This is a genomic window from Streptomyces sp. NPDC049837 (assembly GCF_040674455.1).
In the GTDB taxonomy this organism is placed as follows: domain Bacteria; phylum Actinomycetota; class Actinomycetes; order Streptomycetales; family Streptomycetaceae; genus Streptomyces.
Window position 1 is genome coordinate 707,151 of sequence record NZ_JBFAMP010000002.1, and the last position, 26,429, is coordinate 733,579.

The 26,429-nt window shown below is 72.9% G+C and carries 22 protein-coding genes and 2 pseudogenes; 8 read left to right on the forward strand and 16 right to left on the reverse strand.

The annotated features are described in order from the left end of the window. Positions 1-20: 20 nt before the first annotated feature. The 5 genes from AB0J57_RS07730 to AB0J57_RS07750 form a co-directional block, all read right to left on the reverse strand. A complete protein-coding gene (locus tag AB0J57_RS07730; RefSeq protein WP_366127098.1) occupies positions 21-2,330 on the reverse strand; it encodes a terpene synthase family protein in 2,310 nt (769 codons plus the stop codon). Positions 2,331-2,447: 117 nt separating this feature from the next. Continuing rightward, complete coding sequence (locus AB0J57_RS07735; RefSeq protein ID WP_366127099.1) at positions 2,448-2,936, reverse strand: hypothetical protein; 489 nt, start codon at positions 2,934-2,936, stop codon at positions 2,448-2,450. 134 nt (positions 2,937-3,070) lie between these two features. Continuing rightward, a complete protein-coding gene (locus AB0J57_RS07740) occupies positions 3,071-5,011 on the reverse strand; it encodes a peptidoglycan recognition family protein (RefSeq protein WP_366127100.1) in 1,941 nt (646 codons plus the stop codon). Between the two features lie 142 nt (positions 5,012-5,153). Further along, a complete protein-coding gene (locus AB0J57_RS07745; protein ID WP_366127101.1) occupies positions 5,154-6,908 on the reverse strand; it encodes a PP2C family protein-serine/threonine phosphatase in 1,755 nt (584 codons plus the stop codon). Positions 6,909-7,091: 183 nt separating this feature from the next. Beyond that, positions 7,092-7,376 carry a GlsB/YeaQ/YmgE family stress response membrane protein gene (locus AB0J57_RS07750; RefSeq protein ID WP_366127102.1) on the reverse strand — a complete coding sequence of 95 codons (285 nt, stop codon included), beginning with the start codon at positions 7,374-7,376 and terminating at the stop codon, positions 7,092-7,094. 254 nt (positions 7,377-7,630) lie between these two features. Here AB0J57_RS07750 and AB0J57_RS07755 point away from each other — a divergent pair, with 254 nt between their 5' ends. Next, positions 7,631-8,014: a hypothetical protein gene (locus tag AB0J57_RS07755; protein WP_366127103.1), complete on the forward strand. Its 384-nt coding sequence runs from the start codon at positions 7,631-7,633 to the stop codon at positions 8,012-8,014. Between the two features lie 28 nt (positions 8,015-8,042). Then, positions 8,043-8,354 (forward strand): ANTAR domain-containing protein, encoded by a 312-nt coding sequence (locus AB0J57_RS07760; RefSeq protein WP_366127104.1) that lies wholly within the window; start codon positions 8,043-8,045, stop codon positions 8,352-8,354. An 89-nt stretch (positions 8,355-8,443) separates the two neighbouring features. Here the strand turns inward: AB0J57_RS07760 and AB0J57_RS07765 are convergent, their stop codons facing one another. After that, the gene (locus tag AB0J57_RS07765; protein ID WP_366127105.1) at positions 8,444-9,562 is read right to left on the reverse strand and encodes an aminoglycoside phosphotransferase family protein; all 1,119 of its coding nucleotides are present in this window, start codon (positions 9,560-9,562) and stop codon (positions 8,444-8,446) included. 234 nt (positions 9,563-9,796) lie between these two features. Between AB0J57_RS07765 and AB0J57_RS07770 the strand changes: the two genes are divergently transcribed. Continuing rightward, positions 9,797-11,290: a hypothetical protein gene (locus AB0J57_RS07770; protein ID WP_366127106.1), complete on the forward strand. Its 1,494-nt coding sequence runs from the start codon at positions 9,797-9,799 to the stop codon at positions 11,288-11,290. 402 nt (positions 11,291-11,692) lie between these two features. Here AB0J57_RS07770 and AB0J57_RS07775 read toward each other — a convergent pair whose 3' ends face one another. Together AB0J57_RS07775 and AB0J57_RS07780 are read right to left on the reverse strand one after the other, a co-directional pair. Then, on the reverse strand, positions 11,693-13,129 hold the full coding sequence (locus AB0J57_RS07775) for a SpoIIE family protein phosphatase (RefSeq protein ID WP_366127107.1): 1,437 nt from the start codon (positions 13,127-13,129) through the stop codon (positions 11,693-11,695). 160 nt (positions 13,130-13,289) lie between these two features. Further along, the gene (locus AB0J57_RS07780; protein WP_366127108.1) at positions 13,290-14,084 is read right to left on the reverse strand and encodes an SDR family oxidoreductase; all 795 of its coding nucleotides are present in this window, start codon (positions 14,082-14,084) and stop codon (positions 13,290-13,292) included. Between the two features lie 169 nt (positions 14,085-14,253). Between AB0J57_RS07780 and AB0J57_RS07785 the strand changes: the two genes are divergently transcribed. Then, on the forward strand, positions 14,254-15,279 hold the full coding sequence (locus AB0J57_RS07785; protein ID WP_366127109.1) for an SDR family oxidoreductase: 1,026 nt from the start codon (positions 14,254-14,256) through the stop codon (positions 15,277-15,279). Positions 15,280-15,432: 153 nt separating this feature from the next. After that, positions 15,433-16,368 carry a hypothetical protein gene (locus AB0J57_RS07790; protein WP_366127110.1) on the forward strand — a complete coding sequence of 312 codons (936 nt, stop codon included), beginning with the start codon at positions 15,433-15,435 and terminating at the stop codon, positions 16,366-16,368. On the opposite strand, the gene AB0J57_RS07795 is transcribed toward AB0J57_RS07790, so the two are convergent. From AB0J57_RS07795 to AB0J57_RS07810, 4 genes are all read right to left on the reverse strand, one after another. Then, on the reverse strand, positions 16,313-17,584 hold the full coding sequence (locus tag AB0J57_RS07795) for a cation:proton antiporter (protein ID WP_366127111.1): 1,272 nt from the start codon (positions 17,582-17,584) through the stop codon (positions 16,313-16,315). The two genes, AB0J57_RS07790 and AB0J57_RS07795, sit on opposite strands and share 56 nt — an antisense overlap. Continuing rightward, positions 17,581-18,387, reverse strand: coding sequence for a VOC family protein (locus AB0J57_RS07800; RefSeq protein ID WP_366127112.1), 807 nt, complete (start codon positions 18,385-18,387; stop codon positions 17,581-17,583). The genes AB0J57_RS07795 and AB0J57_RS07800 overlap by 4 nt, the downstream gene beginning before the upstream one ends. Before the next feature lie 77 nt (positions 18,388-18,464). Continuing rightward, positions 18,465-19,346, reverse strand: coding sequence for a ribonuclease BN (locus AB0J57_RS07805; protein ID WP_366127113.1), 882 nt, complete (start codon positions 19,344-19,346; stop codon positions 18,465-18,467). Between the two features lie 96 nt (positions 19,347-19,442). Continuing rightward, positions 19,443-20,093, reverse strand: coding sequence for an HAD family acid phosphatase (locus AB0J57_RS07810; protein WP_366127114.1), 651 nt, complete (start codon positions 20,091-20,093; stop codon positions 19,443-19,445). A 184-nt stretch (positions 20,094-20,277) separates the two neighbouring features. Here AB0J57_RS07810 and AB0J57_RS07815 point away from each other — a divergent pair, with 184 nt between their 5' ends. After that, on the forward strand, positions 20,278-21,225 hold the full coding sequence (locus tag AB0J57_RS07815) for a GNAT family N-acetyltransferase (protein ID WP_366127115.1): 948 nt from the start codon (positions 20,278-20,280) through the stop codon (positions 21,223-21,225). 2 nt (positions 21,226-21,227) lie between these two features. Here the strand turns inward: AB0J57_RS07815 and AB0J57_RS07820 are convergent, their stop codons facing one another. Then, positions 21,228-21,803, reverse strand: a complete 576-nt coding sequence (locus AB0J57_RS07820) for a TetR/AcrR family transcriptional regulator (RefSeq protein ID WP_366127116.1) — start codon at positions 21,801-21,803, stop codon at positions 21,228-21,230. A 51-nt stretch (positions 21,804-21,854) separates the two neighbouring features. Between AB0J57_RS07820 and AB0J57_RS07825 the strand changes: the two genes are divergently transcribed. After that, positions 21,855-22,754 carry a DUF2867 domain-containing protein gene (locus AB0J57_RS07825; protein WP_366127117.1) on the forward strand — a complete coding sequence of 300 codons (900 nt, stop codon included), beginning with the start codon at positions 21,855-21,857 and terminating at the stop codon, positions 22,752-22,754. A 4-nt stretch (positions 22,755-22,758) separates the two neighbouring features. On the opposite strand, the pseudogene AB0J57_RS07830 reads toward AB0J57_RS07825, so the two are convergent. Together AB0J57_RS07830 and AB0J57_RS07835 are read right to left on the reverse strand one after the other, a co-directional pair. Then, a pseudogene (locus AB0J57_RS07830) lies at positions 22,759-23,970 on the reverse strand (tannase/feruloyl esterase family alpha/beta hydrolase); the annotation flags it as partial. Between the two features lie 72 nt (positions 23,971-24,042). Beyond that, positions 24,043-25,332: pseudogene (locus AB0J57_RS07835) on the reverse strand (PHB depolymerase family esterase); the annotation flags it as partial. 450 nt (positions 25,333-25,782) lie between these two features. Here AB0J57_RS07835 and AB0J57_RS07840 point away from each other — a divergent pair. Beyond that, positions 25,783-25,974: a hypothetical protein gene (locus tag AB0J57_RS07840; protein WP_366127118.1), complete on the forward strand. Its 192-nt coding sequence runs from the start codon at positions 25,783-25,785 to the stop codon at positions 25,972-25,974. 35 nt (positions 25,975-26,009) lie between these two features. Here the strand turns inward: AB0J57_RS07840 and AB0J57_RS07845 are convergent, their stop codons facing one another. After that, the gene (locus tag AB0J57_RS07845; protein WP_366127119.1) at positions 26,010-26,360 is read right to left on the reverse strand and encodes a hypothetical protein; all 351 of its coding nucleotides are present in this window, start codon (positions 26,358-26,360) and stop codon (positions 26,010-26,012) included. Positions 26,361-26,429 lie beyond the last annotated feature (69 nt).

Below are 26,429 nucleotides of genomic sequence, written 5' to 3' on the forward strand. Positions count from 1 at the left end.
CGACCACCACGGTGTGACCGCTACGGCGTGAACAGCGCCGCCAGCCGGGCCGCCGAGGTTCCCAGCCCCGTCGGCCCGCCGGGCAGGCCCCTATCCGGCGCGCCCACACCCGGCGCCGCCACACCGGCCACCTCGCCCGGCGCTTCGGCGCCCGCCGCCGCGCCCACGCCCTGCGACACCAGACCCGCCGGGGCTCCGGTCAGCAGCCGGGCCGTACCCGCGCCCGAGCGGACGTCCTCGTCCCGGTAGCGGCGTACGTTCCGGTGCCAGTGGAGGATGCCGGCGAGCCAGTCCTCCAGCTCCCGCACGTACGCGTCGAGGGCGGCCCGGCCCGCCTGGTCCAGTTCGAACCGGTCGCTCAGCACCGGCAGCTCATGCTTCTTCACATGCTCGAACTGGCGCAGCCGGCCCCGCATCAGGTCGTCGATGATCTTCACGCCCGTCGGGTAGTCGCAGTCGAAGAAGGTCTGCACCACCAGGACCCCGTTGTGCACCTCGCCCTCGACCTCGATCTCCTTCTGGTACGAGAAGAGGTCGTTGACCATGGTCGCGTAGTCCGACACGGAGTTCTCCAGGCTCCGGATCGTCCCGCTCCGCAGCAGGTCCGGCGGCAGGGCGTGCTGGTGCCGCAGCCGCGACAGGCTCATGGTGAGGTCCGAGCCGAAGGTGAGGCGCCGCATCTCGATGTAGTCGACCGGATCGGGCACCCGGTGCTGGGCCTGGTTGTGCAGCTCCCACAGCCAACTGTCCAGCATGTCGTCCATCGCCCGGCGCAGCGAGGCGCGGGCGTCCGGTCCCATGGGCCCCGCGGTGCGCCCCCACAGGTCGGCGAGCGCCCGCTCCATGGGGCTCCCCGCCACCGCCGCACCGGCCTCCGGGTCGTCGACGGGCATGCAGTCCTTCAGCCGTTCCGTGGACAGCTTCGCCCCGGCGAGGTCACGCGGCCGCCCGAAGACGATCGGGTAGTAGTCGTCGCCGTACGTCCCCCAGGTCAGCCACTGGGCGCTCAGCTCCAGCTCCTCGACGGTGGCGTCCGGGTCCAGACCGGCCGAGCAGAGCGCGAAGTCGAAACCGGCCAGCATCGGCTCGTCCCAGATGTCGTCCAGCAGACCCATCCGGCCGGCCCACTCCAGGGACTTGGCGCGGGCGTCCTCGTGGTGCGGACTGAGGGACAGGGGGTAGGGCAGGTCGAACTCCGGAAGCAGCGAAGGGCCGACATGCTGGTGCGGCACATGCGTGAGGGAACGCCGCCGCGCCTCCGCCGGCCTGCCGAAGAGCGTCGTGATGTCGAGTGCCGAGGTGCCCAGCACCCCGCTGAAGAGCGAAGGCCCGCTCCTCGCGCCCTCGTTCATGTAACGGCTGGAGCGCATGTGCCACTCGTGGCCGCCGGACTGCCAGTCCTGGAGGCCCTTGGCGTACGCGGCGACCGCGGCGCACTCCTCCGGGCTCAGGCCCTTCTCCACGCACAGTTCGGGGACCTCGGTCAGCGCGGTGTTCTCGAACTGCTGGAGCCGCGAGGTCAGCAGGTCGTTGACGGCCTCGGCGGCCTCCTGGGTGGTGCAGTCCAGGAACTTCTCCAGCACCAGGACGCCGTTGCTGTTCTCGCCCTCGTCCTCGACCTCGCGCTGGTACGAGAAGAGGTCGTTGCGCAGGTGGACGGCGTCGGCGAACGCGTCCCGCAGCACCCGCAGCGGCCGGGCGTCCGCCACCGCCTCCGGCACCTCGGCGCCCGCCGCGTACTCCACCAGGCCGGCGGACCAGGGCGCGCCACCGACCTTGCGGCGCATTTCAATGTACTCGACGGGGTTGGCGATCCGCCCCTCGTTGATGTTCGCCAGCTCCCACAGGGACTCGTTGAGCAGGTGCTCGGTCGCCTGGGCGAACCGGGAGCGCCAGGCGGACGACATGCTCGGCACGGTCCGCGTCCACAGGTCGGCGAGCCCGGCCTCCACCGGGTTCGTCGGCTCGGGCATCGGCCCGGAGAGGTCCAGCGGCATGAAGGCCGGCATCCGGTCCAGGTACGCCGTGCCGCCCGCCAGGTCCTGGGTGCGCTTGAACACCTCCAGGAAGTGGTCGTCGAAGAAGAACACCCAGACGTACCAGTCGGTGACCAGGGACAGCGCGTCGGCGTCGCAGTCGGGATGCGTGTACGCGCACAGCAGGGCGTAGTCGTGGGAGTCGAGATCGTGCTCCTCCCAGATCCCCGACCCCTCCAGCATCCCCATGCGGCGCGCCCATTCCTTGGTGTGGGAACGTGCCGTCTCCACATGGGGATTGAGGCGAGCCGGATACGGCATGTAGAAATCCGGCAGAACGAAGGGCTGTGCCATGCGTAGGGGGCCTTTCACGGGAGGTGGACATACCGCGCCACCCCCTACCCGACGTCGACCGGGCCCACGCCGCAGACCGGGTTAGTCATATGAACGCCAACTGGAGTGACTCGTGTGTCAGGTGGCGTCTCCTGAGCCCCCTGAGCCCTTCCTGGCGGCCTCCTCCGCTCCGGGGAACCGCGCCCCTCTGCGGAGGAACTCGGCCCGGAAATCCTGCCGGGGGATACCGCTGAACGAGAACGAGCCGTCCTTCGCCCGGCCGCGCAGGAGTATCTGGTCGCAACCGCCGCAGTACTTGGTGTGGTCCGTGTACTGCTTCCGTGCCCGCTCGGCCCTCGTGTCGCCGGCGCGTACGGCGGCCCGGCTGCGGTGGGCGGCGAAGCCCAGTACGACACCGGCGAGCAGAGCGCTCCACGCGATGCCCCCGTTGAAGGCGGCGAGCACGAACAGCACGGCGAGACCCGCCAGGAGGTACGTCCGGTGATGACGGCGCGGGTCGAGCTGCGCCGCGCCCAGGGGCTGGGGGAGATTCACCAGGGGAGACCCGGGATGGAGCCCCTTCGTGCGGAAGCAGATGTCCATCTCCCCGTTCGGGCAGTCCGCCACCGTTCCCCCCTTTGAATCGCACGGGTGACACAGGCTGCGTACTGGTCCTGCCCATGCCGGGAATCTGATATGCCCGGCGCGGCGGGGGGCGGCCACATCCGGCCACCCCCCGCTTCCTCCGTGCCGCCCGACCCTCAGACGCGGGACACGGTCACATCCGACGCCTTCACGAAGGCGACCCGGTGACCGAACTGGATCTCGTAGTACGCCTCCTCGCCCCGCACCACCCGGTGCCCGGACGTGTCGAAGGACGGGGCGTAGTAGTACTCGCCCGGTACCCGGTCGCCCACCACATACCGCTGGCCCGCCAGGAGCCGGTACGGCAGCGGTGACACCGGCTGGACCGGCACGCCGGCAGGGTAGGCGGACGCCTCGGGGTAGGCCCGCCCGTAGACCGGCACCTCCGCGAGGCCCTCCTTCGGCGTCAGGACCCAGCCGCGCGCACCCACGGCCACCGGCCTCGCACCGGGGTTGTGGAACCAGGCCTTCTGGCCCAGGTACCAGACCGCCGTCCACTCACCGCGCCGCTCCGCCACCGCGTAGCTCTGGCCCGTCGAGGCCCGCGCGCCCGTGTCGTTGACGCCGGTGGTCGAGTCCTGGCCCCCCGGCCGCAGCCCGATGTCCTTGACGAGGGGAGCGCTCTCGCTGGGCTCCGTGTGCAGCCGGACGGCGCCGCTGCCGTGCGGCGGACAGGCCTCACCGGGCTTCACGCAGCCCGTGTAGAGCGGCTGGTGGGCGGCGTACCGAGGGCGGATCGTCACGACCTCGCTGTGCGGTCCGGCGGTCGGCGTGAAGGGCCGGCCCAGAAGCTCGAAGTAGTGCGCCCAGTCCCAGTACGGACCGGGGTCCGTGTGCATGCCCCGGACCGTCGCCGCCGTCGGGCCGGGCACGTTGTCGTGGCCCAGGATGTGCTGCCGGTCCAGCGGAACGCCGTACCTCTTCGCCAGGTACCGCACCAGCCGCGCGGACGTGCGGTACATCGCCTCCGTGTACCAGGCGTCCGGCGACACCAGGAAGCCCTCGTGTTCCAGGCCCACCGACTTGGCGTTCACGTACCAGTTGCCCGCGTGCCAGCCGACGTCCTTCAGCGGCACGTGCTGGGCGATATGACCATCGGACGACCGCAATGAGTAGTGCCAGGACACATACTCCGGGTCCTGTACCAGTTGCAGCGTCACGTCCCAGGTCGCCTCGGTGTCGTGGACGACGATGTAGTCCACCGACTGGGAGGCGGGCCGGTCCGCCTTGTCATGGTTGCCGTAGTCGCCCTCGCCGAACTCCTCGTACGGCGCCGGGATCCACTCGCACGCCACCGTCCTCGGGCACTCGGTCCCGCTCGTCCGTGCCGTCCGCAGGCCGAGCCCGGTGGCCTGCGCGGTCTCCGGAACGACGCCCGGGTCGGCGGCCAGGGACACCACCTGCCCGCTGTCCGTCGTGCGACGCTCACCCGAACGGATGATGTCGTACACGTCATCGGCGTACGTCGTGGCGGTCGCCGTGTCATCGGCGCCCGAGTAGCGCGCCACCGCCCCGTACCAGTCGCCCGGGTCGCCGCTCGCCGGGTGGCCGAGCTCCCGCTGCGCGGCCGCCAGGAGGGCCGCACCGCCCCGGATGTTGGCGGACGTGCTGGTGCGCAGCCGCTCGGGGGAGAGCCCGGACAGCTCGGCCGCCCGGTCCAGCGTCCGCAGCCGGGGCGGCAGCGCCGACGGCTCGGGCAGCTCGGCGTCCGCCACGTGCTTGGCGCTGCGGGACGCGTCACCGCGCGCGTCCTCCGCGCCGTGCGAGTGGTGCGGTGCCGAGGCCAGCGCGGTGCGGGCGTCCGTGAGGTGCATGGGCCCGTAGCCACCGGTGACGCTCGGCGCGCCACCGTGCCCGTCCCAGCGGGACTGGAGGTACGAGACGGCCAGCAGCACGCTCTGCGGCACCCCGTACTCGGCGGCGGCCGCCGCGAAATCGCGCTGCAACGCCCCGGAGGCGGGCGGCCGCCCGGCCGTCGCGGACGGAGCCGCGGACACCAGCGGCAGCAGCAGCGCGGCGGACGCCACCACCGCGCCCGCCGTCCGTACCCGCCGCAACTGCCCAACGTTCCGTAACTGTCGACGAGCGGGAGCGGACAAGGCGGCCTCCTGGGACGGGTGGTGTGCGGCAGGACCGTACAGGCGTAGCGCCTGCCGGACCATCCGTCAATCAGCTCGCCGCGTCCCGGAGTCGACCGGTTCAGTCGACCCGCACCGCGAGCAGACAGGCGTCGTCGTCGTGGATGCCGCGCTCGTACTCCTCGGTCAGCCGGTCGACGATCCGCCGGGGCGGCAGACCGCTGCTCGCCGCCAGCAGCCCCGTCAGCGCGTTGATGCCCTCGGTGATGTCCTGGCCACGCCGCTCGACCACCCCGTCGGTGTACAGCAGCAGCACATCGCCCGGCTCCAGCCGGACCTCCGCCGTGTCGTACTCGTGCCCCGGCAGCACGCCCAGCAGCGGCCCCCGGTGCTCGGTCGGCAGCGCGTAGGCGCGGCCCTCGCGCAGCAGCAGCGGCGCCGGGTGCCCCGCACACGTCCACCGGAGGACTCGGTCGCCACTGATGTGCCCGACCGCCATGGTCGCCGTCGCCGACGTGGGGTCGCTGCACACCAACTCGTTCAGCCAGGTGGTCACCTCACCGGCGCACGCCCCCGTCTGGGCGAGCCCCGCCATCGCGTGACGCTGCTGCGCCATCCGGGCGACCGCCTCCAGCCCGTGCCCGCTCGCGTCCCCGATGGCGATCAGCGCCCGGCCGTCCGGCAGCGGCCGGCACTTGTACCAGTCGCCGCCCACCGCGGCGTCCGGCTCGGCGGGCAGGTACGCCGCCGCCACGGTCAGGCCCAGTTCCGCCAGCCCCTCCGAGTACGTCGGCAGCAGCGCCTCCCGCAGCGCCGACGCGACGTGCCGCTCCGCCGCGGCCTGCTGCCGCAACTGCTCCGTCTCCACCTGCTTCTCCACCAGTCTGCGGCGGCTGCGCATCTGGGGAGTCAGGTCCCGGGCCACGATCTGCAACGCCCACGGACGGCCGTCCGTGCCCGCCACCGGCCGGCCCAGCAGGTCGACCGTACGGATCTCGCCCAGGACCAGGAAACGGATGCGGGTCCAGGCGGGCTCCTCACCGGCCAGCACCGACGCGATGAACTCGCCGAACGGTCCCACGTCGGCCGGCACCAGCGCGTCGCACAGCTCCAGCAGGGACCACGGCAGCGCGGGGTCCGTGCGGAAGATCCGCTGCAACCCCTCCGACCACGTCACCGACCCGGACAGCAGGTCCCAGCGCCCCCACCCCATGGACGCCAGGTGCTGCGCGTCGATGGTGAGGAGCTCCGCCTGGCTGCGCACCGGGCGCCACGTCGTCAGCACCTGGTCGCCGCACGACGAGGCGTAATGCACGAGCTGTACGCGCCTGAGCCTGCCGTACCGCTCCTCGGTGTAGTCCACGACCAGGCCGTTCAGGGCGTGGCCCGTGGCCAGCACCTCCCGCAGCGCGGCCAGCAGCCCCCCGGCGGCCGCCCCGGGGCGGGCCTCCCCGAAGAAGCGCTGGCCCACCTGCTGATCCGGCGAGACCAGCCATTCGGCCGAGCGGATGTGGTTCCCGGCGCGGATGACGAAGTCCGTGATCCGGCCGGAGTCGTCCCGCACCGGGCTCAGCAGCGCCGCCGACACCGGAATGGCCGGCAGCGTCGCGCACAGGCACCTCCAGGGGTCGTGCCCGTCGCCCGCGTCCACGCACGTGTGCGGGGCGCCGTAGCCCTGGCCGCACGGGCACTGGGCCGTCCGGCCACCGCCGCCGGCCTCCCGGCCCTCCCCAAGGGCACCGGGGACGCGGTCGGCCGAGGGCTCGGCGACCCCGGCCGTCTCCGCCTTGCGGCGTACCTCTGAACGGAGCGTCGCGATCTCGCGCTCGATGAACGCCTTGAGCGACGCCACGTCGGCGGTGTGCGACCGGGTCATGAGGGCGTCACGGCCCCGGCGCCGACGGCCGGAGCGTGTCTCGTGCCCGGAACGCTCATGGTGACGGCCTTTCCTTTCGTGCCTCTCGTGCTGCGCGCACCGCGCGCACTCCGCGGGGGAGGTGCTCCGCCGGGGATGTACCCCGCCGAGGGAGTACACCCCCGGCCGGGTACTCCGTCCGGGTCAGGCGTGCACCCGGCGACCCCCGTGCCCGCGCCCGGTGAAGAGCCGGTAGAGAGCGAGCACGATCACCGAGCCGACGATCGCGGCGATCCAGGTCGACAGGTCGAAGAAGCCGTCGATCGACTCCACGCCGAAGATCACCTTGCCCAGCCAGCCGCCCAGCAGACCGCCCACGATGCCGATCAGCATGGTCACCAGGATGCCGCCCGGGTCCCGTCCCGGCATCAGCGCCTTGGCGATCGCACCGGCGAGCAGCCCGATGATGATCCACGCGATGATTCCCATTCTCGACCTCCTATGGATTTCCGCACGTTCCGCGTCAAGGCGGAACATGTCTCCGCGTTGCCGGAGCCGGGAGCGGTAAACACCGGCCGCCCCCACGGCCCGGGCTCAGAGGCGAAAGTCCCGGCGCCGAAAGGACCGAAGTCCCGGAACGGACAGGCCGGTCGGCGTGCTTGCCCGCGCCCCCCACCGGCAACACCAACGGCAGCCGCTCACCGCACCGGTCACGGCGAAGCCGACGAAGGAAGAAACCGCTCATGAAGTGGATGGCCCGCACCAAGGCCCGACTCCTGCACGCCACCGACCTGTTCTGCCCGCCGCGTGTCCTGCCCCCGCCTCCCCCCGAGTCCCTCCACGTCCGCAGCCCGGCCGAGGGCACCCGCTGGACATGCGTGGAACGGCACCGGATCAGTTGGCAGTACACCGGCGCCCTGTGGCACCCGTGCGACGTGCTGCTCGAACGGCGCACGGACCAGGGGTGGACCCCGGCGGTGCTCCTCGCCGCGCACGTCGACCCCCGCGCCCTGGGCACCTCCGTCGTCGTACCCGACCTGCCCTCGGGGCCGTACCGCGTCCTCATCACCTCGCCGGAACTGCCCGCCGCGGCGTGCAGCCCGCCCCTGCTGATCAGCCACCCCTGACCCGCCCGCACCAGGAGACGCAGCGCACGTGAAGCAGAACGAACTCATCCGCCTGACCACCGAGGTGACCCAGCTCCGTCAGGCCCTCGACAGCCGTGCCGTCATCGACCGGGCCCAGGGCATGGTCATGGCGCTCACGCCGTGCCCGGCCGAGCAGGCGTGGCAGGTCCTGGTGGAAACCTCCCAGCACGGCAACACCAAACTGCGGGACGTCGCCGCCGCCCTGGCCGTCGCCGCCGCCCACGGCCGCGGTCTGCCACCGGGGCTGCGCGTCCCCTTCGAGCGAGCCGTCCGCCGCGCCCGCGCGGGTGCGCACACCACAGCGGCCGCCGGACGGTGACCGAGCCGAAGAAGCACGGCAACACGACAGCGCGCTGCGTGCCCGGTGTGTCGGCACCGGTCACACAGCGCACTTCCCCCTCGTCGCGGTCAGCGCGTGCCGACCGCCGCGCGCACGGCCCGCCGTGCCAGTGCGCAGTCATCGTGCAGCCGCCGCAGCAGCAGCCGCTGTTCCTCCCCGGTCGACACCGCGCCCGGCGCGGCCGGCACCGAACCGGCGGGCGGCGCTTCGCGTATCGTGCGCTGCACGGCCGTCTCGTACGTACGGATCTCCCGCGTCAGCACCAGCATCAGGTTCACCAGGAACGCGTCCCGGGCCGCCGGGCCCTCGCGCTGCGCGAGCTGACTGATGTGACGGCGGGCCGCGGGGGCGTCGCCCAGCACCGCCCACAGCGTCGCCAGGTCGTACCCCGGCAGGTACCAGCCCGCGTGCTCCCAGTCGACCAGCACCGGACCGGCGGGCGACAGCAGGATGTTGGAGAGCAGCGCGTCCCCGTGGCAGAACTGCCCCATGCCCTGGCGCCCGCCCGCGTGCGCCAGACCGTGCAGCAGCTTCTGCAGGTCGTCCCGGTCCCGGTCGGTGAACAGCCCCAGCTCGTGGTAACGGGAGATCCGCGAACCGTAGTCCAGCGGGGCGTCGAACGTCCCGGCCGGCGGCCGCCAGGTGTTGAGCCGGGTGATCGCGCCGAGCGCGGCCCGCAGGTCCGCCCGGGGCGGCGCCTCCAGCGGGTGGCGGGTGAGAGCGGCGGCCCGGCCGGGCATCCGCTCGATCACCAGCGTGCAGTTGTCGGGATCGGCGGCGATCAGCCGCGGCGCGCGCACCGGCGGCCGGTGGCGTACGAAGGCCCGGTAGGCGGCGATCTCGTGCCGGAACCGCTCGACCCACGCGGGGGAGTGGTCCAGTAAACACTTGGCGACCGCGGTGGCGCGTCCGGTGGTCCCGACGAGCAGGACGGAACGTCCGCTGCGCCGCATCACCTGCACCGGGTTGAACTCCGGGCAGATCCGGTGCACCGACGCGATCACCTTCCGCAACTGCGCGCCCTGGGTGCCGGACAAGTCGATTCTCCCGCTGAGCGGCCCGGCCACCGTCCCCGCCCAGCGCCGGGCCCGACCCGCCTGGGTGGGATCCAGATACGGTCCGCTGCCGGCCGGGACGGTGCGCTGCGGCCGGGGCGGGGCGGACACGGAGGACGATGCTGTGTACATGGGCGAGACAGATCCCTTCGTGTGCCGACGATTTACGTACGCTGCCCCGTCCCGGCAACCGGCCGACACCCTGGGGAATGAGGGCCGGTTGCCGGGGCGGGGTGGCGCTTTCCTACCTGACACCCGGGCGCGGGTGGCACACCATCTGGCGGACCCTGGCGAACCCTGGCGAATAGTCGCCAGCCCTATGACAGCGGGTTAGTGTCAAGTCAGCCGAGAACCTGGGGGCTTGACGTGACCGGAGAACCCAACACCCGCCTTGCAGACCTGTTCGGCCTCGCCGGCTGGTCGAAAGGCGAGCTCGCAAGACTCGTGAACCGGCAGGCGGCGGCCATGGGCCACCCCCAGTTGGCGACCGACACCTCGCGGGTCCGGCGCTGGATCGACATGGGGGAGACCCCGCGCGATCCCGTACCCCGGGTGCTGGCAGCCCTGTTCACCGAGCGACTCGGCCGTGTCGTTACCATCGAGGACCTCGGGTTCGTACGACACGGGCGCGCCGGGAAACGGCGGGACGTCAGGAACACCGACAACCCTGACGGGCTGCCCTGGGCGCCCGAGCGTACGGCTGCGGTCCTCACCGAATTCACGGGAATGGACCTCATGCTCAACCGACGCGGCTTGGTGGGCGCGGGCGCCGCGCTCGCCGCAGGCTCCGCACTCACCAGCGCCATGCACGACTGGCTCCACACCGACCCCGCTCTCTCCTCCGACGCCCCCCGCCTCGACGATCCCCTGCACGCCGACCCCGCCGGGTTCGACCGCTACGAGGCCGCCCCCATCGGGTCGCAGGAGATCGAGGCGCTGGAACGCTCCGTCGAAGTGTTCCGCGCCTGGGACGCCGCCCGTGGCGGCGGGCTCCAGCGCAAGGCCGTCGTCGGCCAGCTCAACGAGGTGGGCGGCATGCTCGCCTACCGCCACCCCGACCACCTCCAGCGCCGGCTCTGGGGTGTCGCCGCCAACCTGGCGGTGCTGGCCGGCTGGATGTCCCACGACGTGGGCCTGGAACCCACGGCCCAGAAGTACTTCGTCATCGCCGCCCACGCGGCCCGGGAGGGCGGCGACCGGCCCCGCGCCGGCGAGGCCCTCTCCCGCGCCGCCCGCCAGATGGTCCACCTGGGCCGCCCCGACGAGGCCCTGGACCTGATGAAGCTCGCGAGGTCCGGCTCCGGGGAGGAGATCCTGCCGCGTACGCAGGCCATGCTGCACACCATCGAGGCCTGGGCGCAGGCGTCCATGGGCCGTGGCCAGGCGATGCGCCGCACCCTCGGCGAGGCCGAGGAGCTGTTCGTCTCGGACAAGACCGACGTGCCCCTGCCGAGCTGGATGCAGACCTTCAAGAGCGAGGACCTGTACGGCATGCAGGCGCTCGCCTACCGGACGCTCGCCGAGCACGAACCCGCGGCGGCCAAGCAGGCGCAGTACTTCGCGCAGAAGGCCCTGGCGCTGCGCAACGACGGCCGGCAGCGGTCGAAGATCTTCGACTACCTCTCCATGGCGTCGGCCTGCTTCATCGCGGACGACCCCGAACAGGCCGACCGGTACGCCAGGCTCGCGCTGATGTCGATGGGCGAGACCTCCTCCCAGCGCACCTGGGACCGGCTGCGGGAGATGTACCGGCTCACCGGGCAGTACGCGGGCTACTCGAAGATCGAGGACCTCCGCGAGGAGATCCAGCTCGCCATGCCCAAGACGACGGCGAAGCGGCCCCGGCGCGGCCAGGCCTGACCCCCCTCACCGCGTCGCACCGTACGATCCCTGGCCGGACGCCCCGGCCCGGCCACGACTCACACACCCCGCCCGGCGGGCGCCCAGCTCCGGCCGCCGGCCCGACCACCCGCCCCCGACCCACCAACGCGTCCTCGCCGACGGCCCTGACCAGCCGTCACCCAACGCGACGCGACCAACGACCGCGACCATCAACGCAACACGCCCACGCGACGCGACCGACGGCCGTGACCAGCCGTCATGACAGCGCCTCGCACCCCCACGACCACGACCGACCATTCACGAACCGACCGTAAACGGCACTGACCGTAAACGCACTGACCGTAAACGCACCGACCCTTCACGCCCGCGCCCACGCATCATGACCGTACGGGCCCATGGCGTATGGGCCCGGACTCACGGCTAGCCGCAGATCCGGGCGACCATGACGCACGCGTCGCCGTCGCGCGACGAGCGGCCGAACTCCTCGACCACCGACCGTACGCACTCCTGCGCATCGCGCGCCCGGGCGAACCGCGGTGCCAGATCCAGCAACCTGTCCGTGCCGGAGGCGTCCCGGGTCAGCCCGTCCGTGTGCAGCACCAGCAGGTCACCGGGCAGCAGCCGGACCTCGGCCTGCTCGTACGCCGCCCCGGGGGTCGCCCCGAGCAGGGCGCCCTCCGGCCGTGACAGCTCGTGCCCCGTCCCGCCGCGGAACAGCAGCGGGGCGGGGTGGCCCGCCTGCGCCCAGGTGAGGGTCCGCGTCCTCGGGTCGAAGCGGCAGCACACCGCACTGCCCAGGGCGGGCTGCGAGGAGGAGTCCAGTACCTGGTTGAGGTAGCCCATCAGGGCACCGGGGCGGATTCCGGCGACCGCCATGCCGCGCAGGGCACCCAGCAGCATCGCCATCGTGGACGTCGCGGACACCCCGTGTCCGGTCAGGTCGCCCGCGGTCAGCAGGGCGTCCCCGCCCGGGAGCTCCAGCGCGTCGTACCAGTCACCGCCGATGGTCGCGCTGGTCCCGGACGGCAGGTACTGCCCCGCCAGGTCCAGTCCGGCCGGCCCGCCGTGCGGGAAGCCGGAGGTGCCGCGCCACGGCGGCAGGACCGCCTCCTGCAACTCCACGGCCATCCGGTGCTCGGTGCGCTCGATGTGCTGGGCGCGCTGGAGCGAGTCCCGTGATTCGCGCACGGCCCGCTCGCTGCGGCGCAGTTCGCTGACGTCCCGTAAAACCGCCCACATCGACGCGGTGCACCCGTCGACGTCGAGGACGGGCTCGCCCATCATGTGCAGGGTGCGCACCCGGCCGTCCGTACGGACGATCCGGAACTCGCCGTCGATGGGCTTGCCGTCGATCAGGCAGCCCGTCACCATCGCCGTGAGCAGCGCCTGGTCCTCGGCGAACACCATGGAGGGCAGCTCGTCCAGAGTCATCGGCCCGGCTTCCGGGGAACGGCCGAAAATGACGTACAGCTCGTCGGACCAGCTCACTTCGTCGGTGAGGAGGTTCCACTCCGCGCTGCCGACCCGGCTGAGCAGCGACCCGGTGGGCGGCGGGTCGGCCGGTGCGCCGTCGTCGGTCTCCACGCGGTCGTACGGCTCGGCCGGCTCCGCGAGGCCGTCCGGGACGCCTTGCTTGAGCTGGCCCAACTGGGCGCCCAGGTCGTCCAGTTGGTGGACCGCGAGGTCGCACAGCGCGCGCTGCCAGCGGCCCTGCGGGTCGTCCTCGTCCGCCACGGCGTCCCGGCGCACGGCATCGACGTCTCCGCGCAGCCGGCGAGTCTGCGAGATCAGGGCGTCCAGCGTGCCGCGCTCGGGCGGCTGTGGGGCGGGACGGTCCGCGAACAGATGGGACGGCATGTCGTACTCCGATACGGGCGCGGCGCGGCCAGGGTCTGAAATTGAGGACCGGTTACGACTGTTGCACAGGCGGAGACCGCCTGTAAGGGGTTTGGCAACACTCGATACGGTGGTGCTTGTGGCATATGCCAAAGGCTCGGCGAGAACCGGCCACGGCGGATCACGGGAGGATCGAGTCCACGTACCCGCCGTCGACCCGCAGCGCCCCGCCGGTCGTGGCCGACGCCTGCGGAGAGCTCAGGTAGACCACCATGTGCGCGATCTCCTCGGGCTCGATCAGCCGCTGCAACAGTGACTGCGGCCGGTGCTTGCGCATGAACACGCGCTGTGCCTCGTCCCAGGCGAGGTCCCGGTCGACGAGCTCGTACACGAAGTCCTCGACACCACCCGTGTGGGTGGGTCCCGCGATGACCGCGTTGACGGTGACGCCCGTGCCGGCGGCCTCCTTGGCGAAGCCGCGGCTCACCGCCAGCAGGGCCGTCTTCGACATGCCGTAGTGGATCATCTCGGCCGGGATCACGACGGCCGAGTCGCTGGCGATGTACTGCACCCGCCCCCAGCCACGGCCCGCCATGCCCGGCAGGTACGCACGGGTCAGCCGCACCGCCGAGAGCACGTTCACCTCGAAGTACCGCCGCCACTCCTCGTCCGTGATCTCCAGGGCCGGCCGGGGCTCGAAAATGCCCAGGTTGTTGACGAGGATGTCCACCTCGGGCAGCAGTTCCACGGCCAGCTCGGTGCCCTCCTCGGTCGCGAGGTCCGCGGCGACGGGGACGACCTCGGCGTCGGGCACCTCCGCCCGCAGCCGCTTCACCGCCTCCGTGACACTGTCCGAGGTGCGCCCGTTGACCGCCACCGTCGCCCCCGAGCGCGCCAGGGCGGTGGCGATCGCCGCGCCGATGCCCTGCGTCGAGCCGGTGACCAGCGCCGTCCTGCCCGTGAGGTTCACATGCATCCGCCCGGTTCCCTTCTCGCGTGCCGTCCCCCGCGTCCCATGGTGCCCTTCCGCCGCTCCCCCCATGCCCCGTCCGGGAGTGATGTGGAGTCCCGTACAGCGGGTACCCGGACCTCCCGGCGCCGGGTGCCGGCCCGGGACCGAGGCAAGCCGTCGGAGGGCAGGAGCCGTGAATATGAACGCCGGGAAGCGGGTCGTCGTCACTGGGGCCACCGGAAATGTCGGCACCAGTGTGGTGGCGGCCCTCGCCGATGACCCACAGATCTCGTCCGTGCTGGGCCTGGCCCGCCGGCTGCCCGGCTGGTCGCCGCCGAAGACCGAATGGGCCGAGGTGGACCTCCAGGAGGAGACCGACCTGGTCCGGCACTTCGAGGGCGCCGACGCCGTGGTGCACCTGGCCTGGGCCTTCCAGCCCACGCACGACCCGGTCGCCACCTGGCGCACGAACGTCCTGGGCAGCCTCCAGGTGTACCGGGACGTGTCGGCCGCCGGGGTGCCCGCGCTCGTCCACGCCTCGTCGGTGGGCGCGTACTCGCCGGGGCCGAAGGACGGCGCGGTCGACGAGTCGTGGCCCACGCACGGCTGGCCGGGGGCCGCGTACTGCCGTGAGAAGGCCTACCTGGAGCGGGTTCTGGACGCTTTCGAGGCCCGCAACCCCGGAGTGCGGGTGGTGCGGATGCGCCCGGCGTTCCTGTTCAAGGAGGAGTCGGGCAGCGAACAGCGGCGGATCTTCGCCGGCCGGTTCATGCCGGGACAGCTCGCCGGTCCCAAGACCATCCCGGTCGTCCCCGACATCCCCGGCCTGCGCTTCCAGGCCCTGCACACCGACGACGCCGCCCGGGCCTACCGGCTCGCGGTCACCAAGGACGTCAGCGGCGCCTTCAACCTGGCCGCCGAGCCGGCCCTCGACGCCCGGCAGCTCGCCGACCTCCTCGACGCCCGGGTCGTACGCCTGCCGCGCCCGGCCATCCGGGCCGCGCTGGCGGCCGGGTGGGGGCTGCGGCTGATCCCCGCCTCGCCGCAGCTCTTCGACGCCGTGCTGCGCCTGCCGATACTGGACTGCGCGCGGGCCCGCGACGAGCTGGGCTGGCGCCCCGAGCGCACCTCCCTGGAGGCCCTCGAGGAGATGCTGCGGGGCATGCGGAGCGGTGCCGGCATGGACACCGCCCCCCTCGCGGGGCGCAAGGTGAGCTGAACCGGCGCGTACTCGGCGATGGCTGATACGTCACCACCCACACGGGTGACAGGTGACGGGCCCGCCCCCAGTGGGCAGACCGACAGGAAGAGCAGGACGCCTGGGCGTCCGGGCTCGTGCTCACATCCGGTCGGTTCGGTGAAGGGGGCCACAGTGCCGGACAGGCGTCCTCGCGGCTATCAGCCGGACTGGCAACCACGCCCCGCGACCCAGGAGCTGCTGGCCGCCGTCGAGCTCATCCTCGGCAGATACGCGGCACAGTTGCCTCTGACGATTCGTCAAATCTGGTACGCGGCCGTGTCCCACGGCGTCCTCGCGAAGCAGGAGCGCACCTACAAACGCCTCGTCGACCTCCTCGGCATGGCCCGCCGCGCGGGCCGGATCTCCTGGCTGGCGATCCGCGACGGCTCGGACGCCGCCGTGGAACCCGTCGCCTACGACGGCCCCGACGGGTTCCACCGCGCGCAGTTGGACGCCGCCCGCGGCTTCCGGCTCGACCGCCAGGCCGGCCAGGAGGCCCGGCTGGAGGTCTGGTGCGACACGGCCGGCCTGGTGCCGCAGCTCGCCGCGGTCACCGACCCCTGGGGCGTACCCGTGTACGCGTCCGCCGCCGGGCTGTCCGCCAAACGCGCCGCCGCCCAGCGGGCGGCCGTGGGCGGCCACGCCGCCGTCCGGATCATGGTCATCGGCGACTGGGACCCCACGGGACTGCACCTGTTCACGGCACTCGCCGAGGACGTCACGGCCTTCGCCGCGCTCGACGCCCCCGACGTGGCCATGCGCTTCGACCGGCTGGCCGTCACCGAGCACCAGATCGCCGAGTACCGCCTGCCCACGGCTCCGGTGAAGGCCAGCGACCGGCGCTCCTTCCCCGGCACGTCCACCACCCAGGCCGAGGCGCTGCCGCCCGACGCGCTGGCGGCCCTGGTGCGGGACGCGATCAGCGGCAGCCGCGACACCGGCGTCCTGGCCGAGGTCCTGGAACGCGAGGAGGCCCAGCGGCGCGCCCTGCTGGAGAGCCTTCCCGAGCAGCTCAGGGCGGGCGGCCGGCCGGCCCCGTCCTTCCCCGCAGCCGGTCCAGGCGGCTGATCACCGGGGTGGCCGTCACCCCGTGCAGGACGACCGAGGCGAGGACGGTGAAGGCCACGGCCGCCCACAACTGCCGGTCCAGCCCGCCGAAGTCGTCCTGCCCCAGGGCGTACGCCAGGTAGTAGAGCGATCCGATGCCCCGCAGCCCGAACACCGCCGCGACGGCCCGTTCGCGCGGCCCGGCCGCCGAGCCGATCTGCGCCAGCCAGCCGGTGACCGGACGGACGACCACCAGCAGCAGCACCGCGACAGCCGCCGCCTCCCACGTCAGGGCCGCGAGCCCGCCCCCGGCGACGTACCCGCCGAGCAGGAACAGAAGGAACGCGGTGAGCAGCCGCTCGATCTGCTCGGTGAACTCGTGCAGCACCTTGTGGTACCCGTGACTGCGCTCGGCGGCGCGCAGGGTGCAGGCGGCGACGAACACCGCGAGGAAGCCGTATCCGTGCAGCAGCTCGGCGACCCCGTAGGACAGGAACGTGGCCCCGAGCGCGACGAAGCCCTCCATGTGCTCCGACAGCCGCAGCGCGGCCGCCCTGGCGCGGAAGAACATCCACCCCAGCAGCTTGCCCACCGCCATCCCGGCCACCACCCCGACGGCCACCCTGCCGAGCGCGTCGGACGGCACCCAGCCGCCGATCCACCCCGCCGACCAGCCGGTCCCCGCCGAGGCGGCCAGCGCGACGGCCGCGAGGACGAACGGGAAGGCGAGCCCGTCATTGAGGCCCGCCTCGCTGGTGAGCGTCAGGCGCACCTGGTCCTCGTCCTCCTCCGCGTCGGTCGGCTCGCCCACCCGTACCTCCGCCGCCAGCACCGGATCGGTGGGCGCCAGCACGGCCCCCAGCAGCAGCGCCGCGGCGGGCGGCCAGTCCAGCAGCGCCCACGCGAGCACGGCCGTCACCACGACCGTCAGCGGCATGGTGACGCCCAGCAGCCGCCAGGTGCCCGCCCATGAGCGCGGTCCGGGCGGCCGGTTGATGGCCAGCCCCGCGCCCATCAGCGACACGATCACACAGACCTCGGTGATGTGCTCCACCCACATCCGGTCCGCGAGCGGGTCGACCGGGCACACCGGCAGGGGCAGGAGCTGCACGGCGACGCCCGCGGCGAGGAACACCATCGGCATGGAGAACGGGCGGCTGAAGACCACCCGCGGCAGGACGGCGGCCGCCAGGGCGCCGACACCGAGGCCGGCGTACACCAGGTCGGAAAAGGTCATTCAGTCAGAGTGCGCGTGGTGACCGTGAACAAACCGCCGTCGGGGTCGCGGAGGGTGGCCTGGACGCCCGGGTCGTACTGGACCACGGTGCCGCCGTGCTGCTGGGCGACCGACACACAGGCGTCGACGTCGCGGACGGGGAAGTGGACCTCCCAGCGGGGCCGGATCGCCGGGTCGGGCGCGGCCTCGAGGGCGCCGGAACTGAGCCGGGCGACCACATGGCCGGCGCTGCGCAGCACGACTTCCTCCTCCTCGTACTCGACGTCGCAGCTACCGGGCCGGCCGGACGCCCAGTCGAAGACCTCCCCGTAGAAGATCGCGGCCTCGAAGGCGTCCCGGGTCTGGAGCCGCAGCCAGGCGGGCGTGGCGGCGCGCCAGGTCTCCCAGCCCGACAGGAGCTGGCCCTCCCAGATGCCGAAGACCGCGCCGTCCCGGTCGGCCGCGAGCGCGCCCCGCCCGACGACGAACCCGACCGGCCCGACGGCGACCGTGCCGCTGCGCTCCCTGATGCGGGCCGCCGTCTGGTCGGCGTCCTGGACGGCGAAGTACGGGGTCCAGGCGACGGCCACCTGGAGGGCGGTGGCCAGTGCTCCTATCCCGGCGACGGGCTTCCCGTCCGCCACCGCGACGCTGAACTCCTTGCCGAGCCGCGCCGGACGGAACTCCCAGCCCAGGACCGCACCGTAGAAGTCCTGTGCGGCGTGCAGGTCGCGGGTCATCAGGCTGACCCAGCAGGGGGCACCGAACACGGAGCTGCTGGACGTCACCCCTGACGCCGTGGTCGCTGTCGGCTTCCTGTTCATGTCCAAACCGTCCCGGTGTCTTCCGCCTCTGCCCGGTGTCCATACTTGCACTGTTTGTAGGAGATAGCCCTTTTGGTTCAGCGGCGCCGTGGCGGCCGGCGCAGGCGGGTGCGCCAGCGCTCCCACCCCCGGGCCAGGTGCCAGCGCTCCTCGTACAGCAGCCGGCCCACCAGTGCGCCGCCGAAGACGACGAAGCCGACGCCGACGAGCCAGGACTGGACGACCAGGAACGTGCCGACGGGCCCGTACGCCACCGCGTTGGAGGCGATCAGGGGGGAGAACACCAGACGGGAGAAGACCCGCAGCCCGGCCAGCCCGATCACGGTGCACACGGCGCCGGGCAGCAGGGCGCGCCAGGGCAGCCGCCCGCCGAGGAGCAGCCGCTGGGACCACCAGAAGAACACCACCGCGCTGGCGAAGGCGAGTGTCACGCGCCAGACGAGGTCACCGCCGGTCGCCGGGCGGGAGAACACGTCCGCCGACAGCAGCAGGTAGCCGATGAGCAGGGCGAGCCAGACGGCGTGGCGCCACATGGTGTGCCAGCGGGCGGCGGACAGTTCCCACACCTTCTCGTAACCCGTCTGCACCACGCCCCCGAACGTCAGGCCGAACACGGCGGTGGCGGCGATACCGAACCCAGTGATCGACTCCAGCGCCGCGCCCGGAGGCGCGAACAGTCGTTCGACCTCGTCCGTGGAGCCCTTCGCGACCCCGAGGCCGTCCGAGAGCCACTGGGCGAACCCGGTGCCGCCGGCCGGGTCGGCCGCCGCGATCACGATCAGCAGGGGTACGAGCGTGAGCAGCCCGAGCGCGGCGAACCCCATCGACCGGTGCATCAGCTCCAGGTCGGTGCCCCGCCGCCAGCCACGCCCGGCGGCCGAGCGGTGGAAGGCGCCGTGGAGCCGCCTGGGCCACCAGTGGTGGGCCCCGCCCTCGGCCCCGGGAGACTTCTCGGACATGCACCTCGCATACCCGGCGGCGGCCCGCGGGGTGCGGGTGGGGGCGGGGGAGGGCCCGAATGGACGCCTCCGCCCGCCTCCCCGGGTGGACCGCCGTTACGACAGCTTGCCGTCGTAGTCGGGCAGCTTGAACGTCTTCTCGGCGTGGCCGCCGACGAGGTCGGTGGGCCGGTTGCCGATGTTGGCGATGATCGTGTACCCCTTGGCCTCGATCTCGGTGCGCTTGGCCGTCTTGTACGCGCTCACCTCGTCGAACAGGTCCGGCAGGTCGCGCACGTACAGGCCGTCGACGGGGTAGCCGACCGCCCTGAGGTTGTACGCGGTGGGCGCGTGGAGGATGCCCGGTCGCGCGGTGACGAAGAAGACGTCCACGCCGCGTGAGTCGGCGTACCGGACCAGGTCGAGGACCGGCCGGACGGCCGGTGTCGGGTACTCCCAGAAGTAGTGGAAGTCCGTCTCCAGTGAGGTGTTGTCGATGTCGAGGACGACGGCGAGCCGCTGGCCGGAGGGCGACGCGGTGCGCTGCTCGATGTAGGGCCGGGCCTGGCTGAGCGCGGCGGCCACGTCGCGCTGCCAGGTCGCGTAGTCCACCCCGGCGAGCTGAGCGCCGGTGCTCTGCGTCGCGACCCGGGCGGCGGAGGCGGAGGCGGCCGTGGCCGGTGTGGCGGTCGTGGCCGTGGTCGCCGTGGTGACGGCGAGGGCGGCGAGGGTGAGGGCCGCTCGTGCTCTCCATCGAGCTGCATGCATGGGGGGTCAACTCCTAGGGGGATGGGGATCGGTGGAGCGTTGGCATGCTCGCGCTCAATGATGGACGGAATAAGGCCTTCCATCTACTGGTCGGTAGCCATTTGGTGGTTCGTGAAATCCCGGCGCCGCATCGGGGCGTGAAATCCGTTTGCGCGGTGGGCCGTCGGGCGCGGACAGTGTCCCGATGCAGACGGGACCCATACCGACCGTCCGGGCCGCCCGGACCGACGACGCGCCGCAGATCTGCGAGCTGCTCAACACCATCGACACGATCGAGATCGGCGCACCCGAAACCGATCTGCACACCGTCGAGGCCGACCTGGCCCACCCGGAGGTGGACCTCGGCCAGGACTCGTGGCTGGCCTTCGAGGACGGCCGGCTCGTCGCCTACGCGCTGCTGTGGAACGACTCGGGCGCCGAACGCGTCGACCTCGACCACTACGTGCTGCCCCAGCACCAGGCCGCCGGCGAGCGGCTGCTGGACCTCGCCGAGGAGCGGTGCCGGGCGAAGGCGCGGCACAACGGCGCCGCCCGGGCCGTGGTCCACCTCCACCTGAACCAGCGGCCGACCACCGACACGGCCATCCTCACCCGGCGCGGCTGGCACACCGTACGGCGCTACCAGGTCATGGTCCGCGACCTGACACCCCACCAGGAACCGCTGCCCGAGCCCCCGGCCGGGGTGACCCTGCGCACCTGCGCCGACGAGGACGGCCGGCGGCGCGCCCACGCCCTGGTCGAGGAGACCTTCGCCGAGCACTTCGACCACCAGCCCCGCACCTACGAGCAGTGGCTCGACGACATCGACGCCGCACACCTGGACTGGTCACTCGTCTGGATCGCCACCGTGGAAGGCGTCGGCGACGCCGCCGTGCTGCTGACCCGCAACGACCGCGCCGGCATGGGCTGGGTACGCAACCTCGGCGTCACCAAGGCCGTGCGCGGCCGGGGCCTCGGCGGCCACCTGCTGCGCCACGCCTTCGGCGTCTACGCCGCCCTGGGCCGCGACACGCTCGGGCTCGGGGTCGACACGCTCAACGAGAGCGGCGCCCTCAGGCTGTACGAGGCGCACGGCATGCGGCTGCACTACGCCGTGGACACCTGGGAGGTCACCCTCCCCGTGACGGGCTGAGCTCAGGGGCGCAGGAGCGTCTCCAGGACGGAGTCCAGGTACGCCGGGTCCGACGGGACGGCCTCCGGGACCGCGTGGACGAGCTGGGTGTGGCCCAGGTAGGCCGTGTACGCGAGCAGCCCGCGCCGGGCCGCCGCCGGGGGCGGGAAGCCCAGGTCCCCGAAGAGGCGGGCGACGTAGCCGATCCGGCGCTCCGTCACCCGGCGCAGGACGTCGGCCACATCGGGGTGGTCGGCGGTCGCCAGGAGCGAGACCTCCAGGGGGTCCTCGACCGCCTCCGCCATGACCGTCCGGAACAGCGAGCGCAGCCGGGTCTCCGGGTCCGGTTCGCGTTCGGTGGCCGCGATGATCCGCTCGGTGGACGTCTCCTCCCACCGCTCCAGCGCCGCCCGGACGAGGGCGTCGCGGCCGGTGAAGTGCCAGTAGAAACTGCCCTTGGTGGTACCCAGCCGGGCGGCCAGCGGCTCGACCGCGACGGCCGCCAGGCCGCCGCCCTCCGCCATGGCCGCGAGGGCCGCGTCGGCCCAGTCCCGGGCGGTGAGGCGCTTGCGGGCGCCGGCCGGTCGTTCGCGCGTCATGACCGTACGCTAGCGTATGGAGAAACATACGCTCCCGTATGGAGGTGCGGCATGCGCACGGTCCGCAATGTCCACGCACGTGTCATCGAGGCCCCCGCCGAGCGGGTGGGCGCCCTGCTCGACCGGATCGCCGCCGACGACGACCCGCTCTTCCCCACCCCCGCCTGGACACCCATGCGGTTCGACCGGCCCCTCGGCGTCGGCGCCGACGGCGGCCACGGCCCGATCCGGTACCGGGTCACCGCCTACACCCCGGGCCGCAGCCTCCGGTGCGACTTCTCCCCGCCCTCCAACGGCCACCACCGGCTGGACGTCGAGCCCCTCGGCCCCGGCCGCTGCCGCCTGACGCACACCCTGGAGCAGCGGCAGGGACCGGGCCAGGCGCTGGTCTGGTCCCTGTTCATACGCGTCCTGCACGACTCGGTGATCGAGGAGCTCTTCGACAACGCCGAACGCGCCACCACCGGCACCACCGCCGGCCGCCCCGTCACCCGGTCGCCCTGGGTGCGGCTGCTGCACCGCCTGGAACACGCCCGGCCCGTCGCCGCCCCGGTACCCGCCGCCGCGCGGCTCGCCCGCACCGCGTTCGACCGCCCCGACTTCGCCGACGCCTGGTCCATGCCGCTCGCCCCCGGCATGGACCGCGACCCGCGCGCCTGGCGCGGCGTCCTGCCCTTCCCCGTCAAGGCGGTCGAGGGCAGCGAAATCCTCCTCGGCGAGGACGCCTCCCACCTCGACTTCCGCGCCTCCCTCCTCGTGGAGGACCGGAACGTCACCCTCAGCACCGTGGTCAGGACGCACAACCGGCTCGGGCGGCTGTACTTCGGGGTCGTCCGCCACGCCCACCCGTTCATGGCCCGGCTGATGCTCCACCGCACCTACCGCCGGCTCGCGCTCGCCGCGCCGACGGCCGGGGAACGGCACTGGACGCGGGAGACCACCCGGCGCTGAGGCGTCAGAGCCGGCAACCGGCCAGCAGGGCCGCCGGACCGGCACCGGCCGGCATGGGCACGGTCCGGCCGGCCGGCGGCCGCTGCCCGCGCCCGACCCAGTCCTCCAGCGCCGTGAACGCCGAGCGGTGACACGGCACAAGAGGCCGCAGCCGGCCGGGGAACGCGTCGACCAGGGAGTCGGTGTGGGTGCCGCCCTCGATGCGGTAGTAGCGGTGCAGGCCGCCGCGCCCCGCTTCCCGCACCATGCGGGCGTACACGTCCGAGTCCCGGCCGATGGGCAGCAGGACGTCCAGCGTGCCGTGCACGGTGATCAGCGGCTTGCCGATACGGCCCGTCAGGGCGATGCGGCCGACGGCCTCGCGGACCTCCTCGGGACGGGCGCCGTAGTCGTAGTCCGCGTCCGCCCCGGCGTAGCCCGGGTCCAGCTCCTCGCGGTACAGACGCTGCGTCAGACCCCAGTAGTACGTGTGGTGGTACGGCCACAGGAACTCGGACCCGGCCGGGTATCCGGCGGCGTGCATCGCGTCACGCGCCGCGCCCGCGCCGGAGCCGCCCGCCTCGTACACCGGGTAGTGGCGCAGCGCCTGCGGCAGGAAGGTGAACAGGTTCGGGCCGTCCGCGCGCCACAGGGTGCCCTCCCAGTCCACCCCGCCGTCGTACAGCTCCGGATGGTTCTCCAACTGCCAGCGCACCAGGTAGCCGCCGTTGGACATCCCGGTCACGAGGGTGCGGGCCGGGGGCCGGTGGTAGCGCTGGGCCACCACCGCGCGGGCGGCGCGGGTGAGCTGTGTCAGGCGGGTGTTCCACTCGGCGATGGCGTCGCCGGACACGCGCCCGTCGCGCGGGAACGACGTCCCCGTATTGCCCTTGTCGGTGGCGGCGAACGCGTACCCCCGCGACAGCACCCAGTCGCCGATGGCCCGGTCGTTGGCGTACTGCTCACGGTTGCCGGGAGTCCCGGAGACGACCAGGCCGCCGTTCCACCGGTCGGGCAGCCGGACGACGAACTGCGCGTCGTGCTTCCAGCCGTGGTTGGTGTTGGTGGTGGACGTGTCGGGGAAGTACCCGTCGATCTGGACGCCGGGCACGCCGCTGGGCGTGGGCAGGTCCTTGGGCGTCAGCCCCGCCCAGTCCGCCGGGTCGGTGTGCCCGGACGCCACGGTCCCCGCGGTGGTCAGCTCCTCCAGGCACGCCACCCGCTGGTGCTCGGCGCCCGCGACTTCGAGGGAGCCGGCGGGGCACGTCGCTCGACGGGCCCGGGCGGCGGCGGTGCCACAGCCGTCGTCCGCGAGCGTGTAGTGGCCGGCGGGGGACTCCCTGAGGGTGTGCGTGACGAACGTGTTGTACAGGCCCATCGCCTGGTTCGAGCCCTTGGCGTACGTGTGGCCGCCGCTCGTCGTCGCCCGCCCCGCCCGCACGTGCTCGTAGTTGCTGCTCGTCCAGCAGGCGGCCGGGGCCCCGCCCGAGGTCCGCGCGGTGACCGTACCGGAGAGGGCGCCGGGGCGGCCGTCACGGTCGCGTGCGGCCACCGCGTAGGTGTGACTGGAACCGGGCGCGAGGCCCGTGTCGGTGAACGGGGGAGCGGTGGGCGTCGCGACCGGCGCCCCGTCGCGGTGGACCGTGTAGCCGGCGGCGCCGGTCACGGCCGACCAGCCGAGGGTGATCGACGTCTCGGTGGCGCCGGTGGCGGCCAGGCCCGCCGGCGCGGGCAGGCCCCCGGTGCCGGGCGGGTCACCGGCGCCGTCCAGCCCGAAGAAGTCCACGATCCAGTGGCTGGAGCAGATCGTGTCCAGGAAGTACGCGGCCGTGGCACCGCACTGCTGTGGCCCCGTCCCCGGGTCGACGGGGGTTCCGTGGCCCATGCCCGGCACCCGGTCGACCTCCACGGCGACCGTCCCGTTCCCGGTCACGTACTGCTCCTGACGGGTGGAGTTGGGGCCGATCAGGGCGGTACGGGTGGGCGTCTGAGGCAGGCCGTGCAGCGCGGTCCACTGGTCGCGCAGCTCGTCGGCGTTGCGCGGCACCACCGTGGTGTCCCGGTCGCCGTGCCAGATCGCCACCCTGGGCCACGGGCCCGTCCACGAGGGGTGGGCGGCGCGCACACGCCGCGCCCACTCGGCCGGGGTCAGATCCACACCGGGGTTCATACAGGAGTACGCGGCGGCGGTGTCCCTGGCGCAGTCGTAGGGCAGCCCCGCGACGACCGCACCGGAGGCGAAGACGTCCGGGTAGGCCGCGAGCATCACCGAGGTCATCGCGCCCCCGGCGGACAGGCCGGTCACATGCACCCGCCCCGCGTCCGCGCCGTAGGCGGACACGGCGTGAGCGGCCATCTGGCGGATCGACGCCGCCTCGCCCTGGCCCCGGCGGCTGTCGGACGCCTGGAACCAGTTGAAGCACCTGTTGAGGTTGTTCGCGCTGTTCTGCTCGGCGAGGACCAGCAGGAAGCCGTGCCGGTCGGCGTACTGCGCCAGGCCCGAGCTGTCCGCGTAGACCTGCGCGTTCTGGGTGCACCCGTGCAGGGCGACCACCACGGGCGGTGCGGCGGGCAGCGAGGCGGGGCGGTACACGTACATGTTCAGGGCGCCCGGGTTCGCCCCGAAGGCGGTGACCCGGGTGAGGCCCACGGCTGCACGGGCGGCCGGTACGGGGCCGGTGAGGGCGGCGACGGCCGCCAGGACCAGGACGGTCAGCACGGCGAGCACGCCGTGTGGACGGCGTGGGGTGTCGCCTCCGGTGGGCCTACGGCGGAAGAAGGAGGGGGGCATGGCGGCTCCTCGGTGGTTTTCCGCACCGTAGGACTCCCCGGATACCGCTCGGTATGGCAGGGCGCACCACAGTCGCCCGTGCCGGGCGCGGAGGCCGGGGGATTGCGCCCCGTCGCCGCACCTGCTAGTCGCACCCGCCCAAAGCGGGCCCCGGGACGGGCTGCGCGCACCGCACCCGATCATGCCCCGTACACTCGTCCACCGCTGCCCGCAGCGGCGGTGAGCGATCAACACACGTCTTCGGAAAGGTATTTCGACATGGACTCCGCCGTGCGAGGCGACGCGCCGATCTACGACAGCCTCATCGAGGAGCGCGGCGACGTCCCCGCCGACGTCCGCCGCGTGGCCGAGGAGACGCTCAGGCAGCTCACTCGCGCGCTCGACTTCGGCCCCATGGGCCGCTCATCGGGCTACCCAGGCATGGGCTTCCCGCCCCCGGCATCGATATGAGACTCATATCGATGTACGTCTCATCGATATGAGTCTCACGGCTGCTCGTCGACGAGCCCGCACACCCAGGCGAGCACGTCGTGCACCCCACGGACCTGGGCGGCGCGCTCGGCGCTCTCCGTCGGATCGCCGAGCTGCACCACGGCCGCGTCCAGCTCGGCCGTGAGCAGGTGGCTGGACGGAACGCCACCGAGGACGGTGGCGCCCGTCACCGGCGCCTCGGCGGTCCGCCCGAGCGCCCACTCGTAGGCCGCCACGGCGCCCAGCGAGAACGGCGTCCGCAGCCCGGGCGCGGCCGCCTTGTGCTCCAGCCGCTGGTACGCCGCCTCGACCTGCGCACGGGGCCTGGTGCCGATCATCGCGTCCTGGTTACGTTCGGAATCCACTGCCATACGTGTACGTCTCACCGCAGCGGCCGATGCGATGCCCCGAAATGGGAAATTTCAGGGCGGAAA

Coding starts and splice junctions, on each gene's coding strand:
- AB0J57_RS07730 (WP_366127098.1), bottom strand. CDS start 2,330: ATGGCACAGCCCTTCGTTCTGCCGGATTTCTACATGCCGTATCCGGCT.
- AB0J57_RS07745 (WP_366127101.1), bottom strand. CDS start 6,908: ATGACCCGGTCGCACACCGCCGACGTGGCGTCGCTCAAGGCGTTCATC.
- AB0J57_RS07750 (WP_366127102.1), bottom strand. CDS start 7,376: ATGGGAATCATCGCGTGGATCATCATCGGGCTGCTCGCCGGTGCGATC.
- AB0J57_RS07755 (WP_366127103.1), top strand. CDS start 7,631: ATGAAGTGGATGGCCCGCACCAAGGCCCGACTCCTGCACGCCACCGAC.
- AB0J57_RS07765 (WP_366127105.1), bottom strand. CDS start 9,562: ATGTACACAGCATCGTCCTCCGTGTCCGCCCCGCCCCGGCCGCAGCGC.
- AB0J57_RS07775 (WP_366127107.1), bottom strand. CDS start 13,129: ATGCCGTCCCATCTGTTCGCGGACCGTCCCGCCCCACAGCCGCCCGAG.
- AB0J57_RS07780 (WP_366127108.1), bottom strand. CDS start 14,084: ATGCATGTGAACCTCACGGGCAGGACGGCGCTGGTCACCGGCTCGACG.
- AB0J57_RS07795 (WP_366127111.1), bottom strand. CDS start 17,584: ATGACCTTTTCCGACCTGGTGTACGCCGGCCTCGGTGTCGGCGCCCTG.
- AB0J57_RS07800 (WP_366127112.1), bottom strand. CDS start 18,387: ATGAACAGGAAGCCGACAGCGACCACGGCGTCAGGGGTGACGTCCAGC.
- AB0J57_RS07805 (WP_366127113.1), bottom strand. CDS start 19,346: ATGTCCGAGAAGTCTCCCGGGGCCGAGGGCGGGGCCCACCACTGGTGG.
- AB0J57_RS07810 (WP_366127114.1), bottom strand. CDS start 20,093: ATGCATGCAGCTCGATGGAGAGCACGAGCGGCCCTCACCCTCGCCGCC.
- AB0J57_RS07815 (WP_366127115.1), top strand. CDS start 20,278: ATGCAGACGGGACCCATACCGACCGTCCGGGCCGCCCGGACCGACGAC.
- AB0J57_RS07820 (WP_366127116.1), bottom strand. CDS start 21,803: ATGACGCGCGAACGACCGGCCGGCGCCCGCAAGCGCCTCACCGCCCGG.
- AB0J57_RS07825 (WP_366127117.1), top strand. CDS start 21,855: ATGCGCACGGTCCGCAATGTCCACGCACGTGTCATCGAGGCCCCCGCC.
- AB0J57_RS07840 (WP_366127118.1), top strand. CDS start 25,783: ATGGACTCCGCCGTGCGAGGCGACGCGCCGATCTACGACAGCCTCATC.